Origin of the sequence: Nocardiopsis chromatogenes YIM 90109 (genome assembly GCF_000341185.1) — a bacterium.
In the GTDB taxonomy this organism is placed as follows: Bacteria; Actinomycetota; Actinomycetes; order Streptosporangiales; family Streptosporangiaceae; genus Nocardiopsis_A; species Nocardiopsis_A chromatogenes.
The window spans coordinates 1-7,891 of sequence record NZ_ANBH01000316.1; the positions used below are offsets into that span (position 1 = coordinate 1).

Consider the following 7,891-nt stretch of genomic DNA (forward strand, 5'->3'; position numbering starts at 1 on the left):
GGCTCGACCTGGGGCTGCCCGACGGCGACGGCTTCGCGGTGCTGCGCCGCCTGCGCGAAACCGGCTCCCCGCTGCCGGTGGTCGTGCTCACCGCCCGCGACGGGGTGAGCGACACCGTCACCGGGCTGGAGATCGGCGCCGACGACTACATGACCAAGCCCTTCCGCTTCGAGGAGCTGCTGGCCCGGGTGCGGCTGCGGATGCGCGGCGACCGCGCCGCCGAGACCGGCGTGCTCGCCGTCGGCGACCTCTCCCTGGACCTGCGCACCCGGCGCGCCACCGCGGGCGGCACCACCGTGGACCTGACCGCCCGCGAGTTCGCGCTGCTGGAGGTCTTCCTGCGGCACACCGGCCAGGTCCTGTCCCGCCAGCAGCTGCTGTCCCACGTGTGGGGCTACGACCACGACCCCGGCTCCAACGTCGTCGACGTGTTCATCCGCTCGCTGCGCAAGAAGATCGGCGCCGACCGGATCCGGACCGTGCGGGGCATGGGGTACCGGTTGGCCGACTGACCGCCCGCGCGCACGGGTAGGACTCCTGCGGGTCCGGTGGACGGTGCAGAAGGAGGCGGCCGATGGCGGAGCCCGCAGCCGGAGTCCTCGGCACCCCCGGGGAGCGGCGCGCGCCCGTGGTTCCCGCCGGGGTCGACGCCCTGCGCGAGCAAGGGCTCGGCGTCCTGGTCGAGCGCGGCGCGGGGCGCGGGGCCCGGTACGCCGACGAGGAGTATGCGGCCCACGGCGCCCGACCCGCCTCCCGGGACGAGGTGCTCGCCGCCGACCTCGTGCTGTGCGTGACCCGCCCGCCCGCCGCCGACCTGGCCCGTCTGGGCCCCGGCCAGACCCTCATCGGCCTGCTGCGCCCCACCGAGGACCCGGAACCGCTGCGGGAGGCGGCCGACGCCGGCGCCACCCTGGTCGCCCTGGAGGGCGTGCCGCGCACCCTGAGCCGCGCCCAGACCATGGACGCCCTCTCCTCCCAGGCGAGTGTCGCCGGGTACAAGGCCGTCATCGAGGCGGCCCGCGCCTACGACGGCTACCTGCCGCTGCTCATGACCGCCGCCGGGGTGGCCCGCCCGGCCCGCGTGCTGGTTCTCGGCGCCGGGGTCGCCGGGCTCCAGGCGATCGCCACCGCCCACCGCCTCGGCGCCGTCGTCACCGGCTACGACGTGCGCCCCGAGGCGCGCGAGGAGATCGCCTCGGTCGGCGCCTCGGTACTGGAGGCCGACGGCCTGGACGCCGGAGGCCAGGGCGGATACGCGCGCGCACTGACCGAGGACGAGCGCGCCGCCCAGCGCGCCGTACTGGCCGAGGCCGCGGCCGGGTTCGACATCGTCATCTGCGCGGCCCTGGTCCCCACCGGCCCGCCGCCCCTGCTGCTCACCGCCGAGGCCGTGGACCGGATGCGCCCCGGCGCGGTCGTGGTCGACCTGGCGTGTGGGCCCCGCGGCGGCAACGCCGCCCCCGCCGTCCCCGGGACCGAGGTCCGTACGCCCCGAGGGGTGGCCGTCATCGGGGCCGGGGACCTGGCCGCGACCGTGCCGCGCGCCGCCTCCGAGGCCTACTCGCGCAACATCACCGCCCTCGCGGCGCACCTGCTCGACGGCGGGCGCGTCGCGGTCGACCTGGAGGACGAGATCCAGGCGGGCGTCGTCGCCGCGCACGGGGGCCGGGCGCACCACCCGGCCCTGACCGGTCCCGACGCGCCCTCCGCCCACGGCGCGGCCACCGCCGCAGGCCCCGGGGAGGACCATGGAAGCCCTTGACGACCTGACCGTGTTCGTCCTGAGCCTGCTGGTGGGATTCGAGGTCATCAGCAGGGTCCCCGCCACCCTGCACACCCCGCTGATGTCGGCGGCCAACGCCGTGCACGGCGTGGTCCTGGTGGGCGCGGTGCTCATCGGGGCGAGCGCCCACACCCCGGCCGGGTACGCGCTCGCGTTCCTGGCGTGCGTGTTCGCGGCGGCGAACGTCGTGGGCGGCTACGCGGTCACCGACCGGATGCTGCACATGTTCCGCCCGCCTGCCGAACGCGCCGAACGCACGGGCGCATCGGGGACGTCCGGGGCGCCCGGCGACGGCGGCGGGCAGGGGACCGGCGGCACGGGAGCGGCCCGGTGACCGCCCTGGAGGCCGCGGTCGGCGTGGTCTACCTCGGCGCCGCCGCCTGCTTCGTCCTCGGGCTGCACCTGATGAACGCCCCGCCCACCGCGCGGCGCGGCAACGCCCTGTCCGCCGCGGGCATGTCCGCCGCCCTGCTGGCCACCCTGGTGCTCGTGGCGGCCCAGGGCACCGGCGCCACCGCCTGGGCGGTGATCGCGGCAGGCACCGCGATCGGCGCCGGGGGCGGGCTTTTCGCCGCGCTGCGGGTGCGCATGACCGCCATGCCCCAGCTGGTCAGCCTGTTCAACGCGGTCGGCGGCGGGGCGGCCGCGCTCATCGGCGGCTACGAGTTCGGGGCGCGGCCCGACCCCGGGCCCGCGGTCGCCGCCGTCATCGCGCTGGACGTGGTGATCGGCTCGATCGCCTTCTCCGGATCGCTGGTGGCGGCGGGCAAGCTCGACGGCCGCCTGCCCGGCCGCCCGGTCCTGCTGCCCGCCCGCGCCCTGGCCACCGCACTGCTCGCACTGGCTGCCGCCGCCGGTGCGGTGCTGGTGGCCGCCGGGACCGGCGGCGCGGTCCCGCTGGCCGTGGCGGCGGCGGCCGCCCTGCTGCTGGGGGTGCTCGGCGTGCTGGCCATCGGCGGCGCCGACATGCCGGTCGTGGTGTCGCTGCTGAACGCGTGCACCGGCCTGGCCGTCGCGATGGCCGGCTTCGCCCTGGACAACTCCATGATGGTGATCGCCGGGGCGCTGGTGGGCGCCTCCGGTGCCATCCTCACCAAGCTCATGGCCGACGCGATGAACCGGCCGCTGAGCGCGGTGGTGGCCGGGGGATTCGGCACCGGCGACGGCGGCCCGGCGGTCGGCGGGGGAGAGGACGTGCAGCGGATCGGCGCCGACGACGCGGCGATCCGCCTGGCCTACGCCGCCCGGGTGGTGATGGTCCCCGGGTACGGGCTGGCGGCCGCCCAGGCCCAGCACGAGCTGCGCGAACTGGCCGACCTGCTCGCCGAGCGCGGGGTGCGGGTCGACTACGCGGTGCACCCGGTGGCCGGGCGCATGCCGGGCCACATGAACGTGCTGCTCGCCGAGGCCAAGGTGCCCTACGAGCGGATGAAGGAGATGGAGCAGGCCAACCCCGAGTTCCCGCGCACCGATGTGGCGCTCGTGGTGGGCGCCAACGACGTGACCAACCCGGCGGCGCGCCGCCCGGGGACGGCGATCTCGGGGATGCCCATCCTGGACGTGGACAAGGCCGGGACCGTCATCGTCATCAAACGCTCGCTGGGGCACGGCTACGCGGGGATCGACAACGAGCTGTACACCGCCCCCGGGACCCGCATGCTGCTGGGCGACGCCAAGGAGGCGCTGGCGTCCCTGTCGGCGGCCGTGAAGGCGCTCGTCGGGTAGCGGCGCTCAGGCGTTCGGACGCTCAAACGCTCAGGCGCTGTGGCGGCCGCGCGGCCGGGCGCCGTCGGAGCCGACGGCGGCCCCCGCGGAAGCACCGGCCGCCGCGGGCCCACCGACACCCGCCCCCGCCGCCGCGGGCTCCGGAGGCTGCACCCCCTCGGCCGTCAGCGGCGCCAGCTCCTCCACCCGTTCGGTGGTGACGGCGTCCACCCCCATGCCGATCAGCCGCGCCATCTCCGGGAAGTCGTTGACCGTCCAGGCGCCCACCCCGTGGCCGCGCCGGTGCGCCTCGGTCACCAGCTCACGGGTGACCAGGTCGGCGCGCAGGTCGACGAAGCGGGGCCGGAGTCCGCGCCACAGCTCGGCCGGGGGCAGCCCCTCCCGGTCCCAGGAGACGACCGTGGCCGCACCCGGCCGGCGCGCCGCCACCGAGTGCAGCGCCTCGGCGGCACCGGTGTACCAGACCCGGTCGGTGTAGGAGTGGTCGGCGGCGACCGCCTCGGCGGCCAGCGCCGCCTCCGCGGAGTCCACCCGGAGCAGCAGGGCCGCGGGGCGGGGGTGGCGGGCCTCGGCCACCACCTCCATCAGGGTGGGAACGCGGTGGCCGCCGTCACTGGTGACCGCGGCGATCTCGGCCAGGGACAGCTCCCCGGGCGGCCGCTCCAGCCCCCAGACCCCGCGTGCGGCCTCCTCGCGGAGGAGCACGGCGTGGCCGTCGGCGGTCAGCGCCAGGTCGAGGGCGAGGACGTCGGCCCCTTGGTCGATGGCCGACCGGAGGGCGGGGATGGTGTTCTCCCGGTGCCGTGAGGTGTCGCCGCGCAGGGCGATCGCCAGCGTCATTGGGCTTCTCCCGGTGTCGCGACTGCAGGTCGCAGGGGTACTGGAGACCAGAGTGCCATCGACGGGACGCGTGTGTGGGGAAGTCGGCGAAAACCCCGAAAAGAGGGGCCCCTGTGAGCGGCGCCGGTGCCCTGTGCGAGAGGACTCACGTGCTCCGTCCGGGCGTGGCGCGGCCCCGGGCTGGGAAACTGTTGGTCGAGCCCGTACGTTCATCACAGCACTGCACACGACCGTCCCGGGCGGCGCTCGCGCCGATGTCCGCGCACCGGGCCCTACCAGAAGGCGAAAGATGATCCCCGACCAGCGTCGCGAGCACATTCTCAAGCTCCTGCAGGAACGCCATGTGCTGAGCATCAACGAGCTCACATCGCTGCTGTCGGTCTCCCACATGACCGTGCGGCGCGACATCCAGGCGCTCGAGAACGACGGCAAGGTGCTGTCGGTGACCGGCGGGGTGCGGCTCGCCGCGCGCCTGAAGAGCGAACCGTCCTACCTGGCCAAGGCCCAGCTCGAAGTCCCGGCCAAGCGCGCGATCGCGCGCGCCGCCGCCGAGCTGGTGCGGGAGAACTTCACCGTCTTCCTCGACGCGGGCACCACCACGCTGCAGATGGTGCCGATGCTGACGGACAAGGCGGGCCTGACGGTGATCACCAACGACTTCAACGTCGTGGGGCACCTGATGGAGTACCCCAACATCGAACTGGTGCACACCGGCGGCGTCGTCTCGCACACCGACCACTCGTCGGTGGGGCAGTTCACGGCCGACTTCCTCAGCCGCGTCAACGTGGACCTGGCGTTCATCGCCAGCAGCTCCTGGGACGTGGACCGGGGCTCGACCACGCCGTCGGAGGCCAAGGTGGTGGCCAAGCAGCAGCTGCTGCGGATCGCCTCGAAGAGCGTGCTGACCGTGGACAGCACCAAGTACGGGAAGTTCGGCACCTTCCGGGTGGCGCGGCTGGAGCAGTTCGACGCCATCATCAGCGACGACCGGCTGCCCCGGTCGGCCGTGGAGGACATGCGCAGCAGGGACGTGCGGCTGCAGCTCGTCGCGCCGGAGTAGCCGCGGCCCGAGGGCGCCGGGAGGCCGACGGGCCGGACGGGACAGGGGTCGTGGGCCCGGCGCCGTCGCCGGGCGGGACGGCGGCCTTCAGTCCTCGTCGTCGCCCAGTTCGGCGGGGGCGAACAGCTCGATCTGGAAGCCGTCGGGGTCGTGGAACGACAGCATGGACCCGCCGTCGCTGTGGACCACGGGCGAATGGTCGATGTCCAGGTCGAGCAGGCGGTCCTCCCAGGCCTCCAGCTCGGCCACCGAGCCGACCTGGAAGGCCACGTGGTCGACACCGGCGCGGCGGTGGTCGAACAGGGCCTTGAAACAGTCCCGGTGCTGGGTGAAGCACAGGACCACACCGCTCGGGTGGCGGCACTCGGTCTGGAGCATCCTCTTGCCGTCCCGGCTCTTGTGCTCCTTGAAGCCGAGCACGGACCGGTAGAACTCGATGCTCTCGTCGCGGTCGCGCACCGAGAGGGTGATGTGCGCGATCCCGGTCACCTGCGGCACGGTTACCTCTTTTCGCCGGGCCGGCGTCCGTAGTTTCCGGGGTGGGAACAGCGTAAGCACGTTTTCCGAGCCTACGCCCCTTTTCCGGGTGCTCTGCACTGCATTAACGGCCCTTTAACGCAGGCCTTATCGGGCGTATTCCACAGCGCCCCCGCGGCGCCGTACGGCGCGCCCGAGGGCGTGTCCCACGACGGGCCCGACGGCGGTCCCGACGACGGACGGCCGCCCCCCCGATGGGGGACGGCCGCCGGTGCGCGGTCGGTCAGGCGGCGGCGGGCGCCGGGGCGGTCTCGGCCGCGGTGTACCAGCGCGAGCGCACCGCCGAGGCGGCGACGAGGAACGCGCCCGTGGCGGCGGCCAGGGTGAGCAGGAACGCACCGCCGAACCCGAAGCGCTCGGCGAGTGCCCCGGCGGCCATGGACCCCAGGGACTGGCCCACGATCAGGCAGCTCACGACGATGGTCATCGCCTGGCCGAGGCGCGCCGCCGGGGCCGCCCGCTCGGCCAGCCCGAAGATGGTCACGATGTGCGGGCCGATGCCGCACCCCAGCGCCAGCATGGCCGCCGCCAGGGCGAGTGGGCCCGGTGCCAGCAGCAGCACCGCGGAGAAGACCGCCATGGCCAGCGCGGCCACCCGCAGCCGGGTGGTCAGCCGCACCGACGCCGGGACCGAGGCCATCATCAGCCCGGCCGCGGCGCTGCTGACCCCCATCACCGCGTACATCAGCCCGGCGAGGTCGCCGTGGCCCATCTCCTGGGTGAAGGCGGTGACGCCGGTGGAGGTGGCGCCGAAGAACAGGCCCTGGAAGAACATGGGCGCGGTGAGCACCAGCAGCCCGGCGCGGGCCAGCGGGGCGCGGGAGGCGGCGGAGGGGGCGCCCGGCAGCGCGGTGGGGTGGAGGGCGAACACCGACCCGAACACCCCGATGAGCACGGCGGAGCCGAGGACGGCGGCGACCGGGTCGAAGACGACGGCCAGCACCCCGACCAGGGCGGGGCCGACGACGAACCCGGTCTCGTCGAGGACGCCCTCGACGGACAGCGCGGCGGCGACCGAGCGTTCCCGGTCGGGGCCGCGCCGCCCGGCCAGCGCGATCCAGCGGGACCGGGCCAGCGGGCCGATCTGCGGCATGAACAGCCCGGCCGCGGCGGCCAGCGCCGCGAGCACCGGCACCGGGGCGTCGGCGGTGACCCCGGCGACCAGGGCGGCGATGAGCGCGGCGTCGAGGAGGGAGGCGGCCAGCACCACCGGGCGCTGGCCGCGGCGGTCGGCGAAGCGGGCGATGACCGGGCCGCCGACCGCCTCGCCGAGGGCGAGGGCGCCGGAGACCAGGCCGCCCGCGGCGACGCTGTCGGTACGGGCGGTGACGAGGGTGAGGGTGCCGATGAGCACCATCGACACGGGGAGGCGGGCCAGGAAGGAGGCGGTGAGAAGGGGGGCGCCGGCGATCGCGTGCATCCGGCGCAGAGTGGCCAGCGGTGACATGCGGCTCCTGCTATCTGCGACGTGGACCTGTGCGCTGACGGGCGCGGCGGCCACGACGCGGGACCGGAGACGGTCGCCGCGTCCGCCGCTCTCGTCGGAGGGACCGGGGGGCGGCCCCGCCGGCGGGCGCGGGGATGACGATGAAAGATCCCATCATCAGCTAACTACCGAACAAAAATACTACTCCGCACCTTCCCGTGGTACCGCCGCCCGGAGTACGGGGGGTGCTCTCGGTCTCACAGGGCGCAACGGCGTGCCGGCCCCCTCGCGGTCCGGGTGGGGCGGCTCGGCTGGTGCCCCGCTCACGGGCCCCGGCCGGGCGGCAGGCGGTCCGAGTGCGGGGCGGATGGCGGCGACGAAGGTCGACAGCCCTCGCCGCCCGTCGCTGGCCGTCGGGCGTGCAGATGGTCGCTGTAATGGGCGGCGAGGGGAGGGTGTCCCGTTCTCCCATTCCTCAGGCGGTGCTTCGGGGGATCGGGGTGCGGGTTCTCTCCCTGCC

At 75.0% G+C, this 7,891-nt stretch carries 8 protein-coding genes; 5 read left to right on the forward strand and 3 right to left on the reverse strand.

Features of this window, described 5'->3' with window-relative positions; all coding sequences use genetic code 11:
- The 4 genes from D476_RS0127890 to D476_RS0127905 all read left to right on the forward strand — a co-directional run.
- A partial coding sequence (locus D476_RS0127890; RefSeq protein ID WP_017627182.1) for a response regulator transcription factor occupies positions 1 to 512 on the forward strand: 512 nt, incomplete at its 5' end.
- A gap of 62 nt (positions 513 to 574) precedes the next feature.
- Positions 575 to 1,762, forward strand: a complete 1,188-nt coding sequence (locus tag D476_RS0127895; RefSeq protein ID WP_017627183.1) for an NAD(P) transhydrogenase subunit alpha — start codon at positions 575 to 577, stop codon at positions 1,760 to 1,762.
- A complete protein-coding gene (locus D476_RS34815) occupies positions 1,749 to 2,117 on the forward strand; it encodes an NAD(P) transhydrogenase subunit alpha (protein ID WP_017627184.1) in 369 nt (122 codons plus the stop codon). The genes D476_RS0127895 and D476_RS34815 overlap by 14 nt, the downstream gene beginning before the upstream one ends.
- A complete protein-coding gene (locus D476_RS0127905; protein WP_017627185.1) occupies positions 2,114 to 3,508 on the forward strand; it encodes an NAD(P)(+) transhydrogenase (Re/Si-specific) subunit beta in 1,395 nt (464 codons plus the stop codon). The genes D476_RS34815 and D476_RS0127905 overlap by 4 nt, the downstream gene beginning before the upstream one ends.
- 30 nt (positions 3,509 to 3,538) lie before the next feature.
- Here the strand turns inward: D476_RS0127905 and D476_RS0127910 are convergent, their stop codons facing one another.
- Positions 3,539 to 4,348: a glycerophosphodiester phosphodiesterase gene (locus tag D476_RS0127910; RefSeq protein ID WP_017627186.1), complete on the reverse strand. Its 810-nt coding sequence runs from the start codon at positions 4,346 to 4,348 to the stop codon at positions 3,539 to 3,541.
- A 289-nt stretch (positions 4,349 to 4,637) separates the two neighbouring features.
- On the opposite strand from D476_RS0127910, the gene D476_RS0127915 reads away from it, so the two are divergent.
- A complete protein-coding gene (locus D476_RS0127915) occupies positions 4,638 to 5,408 on the forward strand; it encodes a DeoR/GlpR family DNA-binding transcription regulator (RefSeq protein ID WP_026123931.1) in 771 nt (256 codons plus the stop codon).
- Positions 5,409 to 5,495: 87 nt separating this feature from the next.
- Here the strand turns inward: D476_RS0127915 and D476_RS0127920 are convergent, their stop codons facing one another.
- Together D476_RS0127920 and D476_RS0127925 are read right to left on the reverse strand one after the other, a co-directional pair.
- Positions 5,496 to 5,906 (reverse strand): VOC family protein, encoded by a 411-nt coding sequence (locus tag D476_RS0127920; RefSeq protein ID WP_017627188.1) that lies wholly within the window; start codon positions 5,904 to 5,906, stop codon positions 5,496 to 5,498.
- A gap of 262 nt (positions 5,907 to 6,168) precedes the next feature.
- Positions 6,169 to 7,392: an MFS transporter gene (locus tag D476_RS0127925; protein WP_017627189.1), complete on the reverse strand. Its 1,224-nt coding sequence runs from the start codon at positions 7,390 to 7,392 to the stop codon at positions 6,169 to 6,171.
- Positions 7,393 to 7,891 lie beyond the last annotated feature (499 nt).

Bases quoted from the DNA above. Each gene is read 5' to 3' on its own strand.
- D476_RS0127895 (WP_017627183.1), top strand. From the start codon at position 575: ATGGCGGAGCCCGCAGCCGGAGTCCTCGGCACCCCCGGGGAGCGGCGC.
- D476_RS34815 (WP_017627184.1), top strand. From the start codon at position 1,749: ATGGAAGCCCTTGACGACCTGACCGTGTTCGTCCTGAGCCTGCTGGTG.
- D476_RS0127910 (WP_017627186.1), bottom strand. From the start codon at position 4,348: ATGACGCTGGCGATCGCCCTGCGCGGCGACACCTCACGGCACCGGGAG.
- D476_RS0127915 (WP_026123931.1), top strand. From the start codon at position 4,638: ATGATCCCCGACCAGCGTCGCGAGCACATTCTCAAGCTCCTGCAGGAA.
- D476_RS0127925 (WP_017627189.1), bottom strand. From the start codon at position 7,392: ATGTCACCGCTGGCCACTCTGCGCCGGATGCACGCGATCGCCGGCGCC.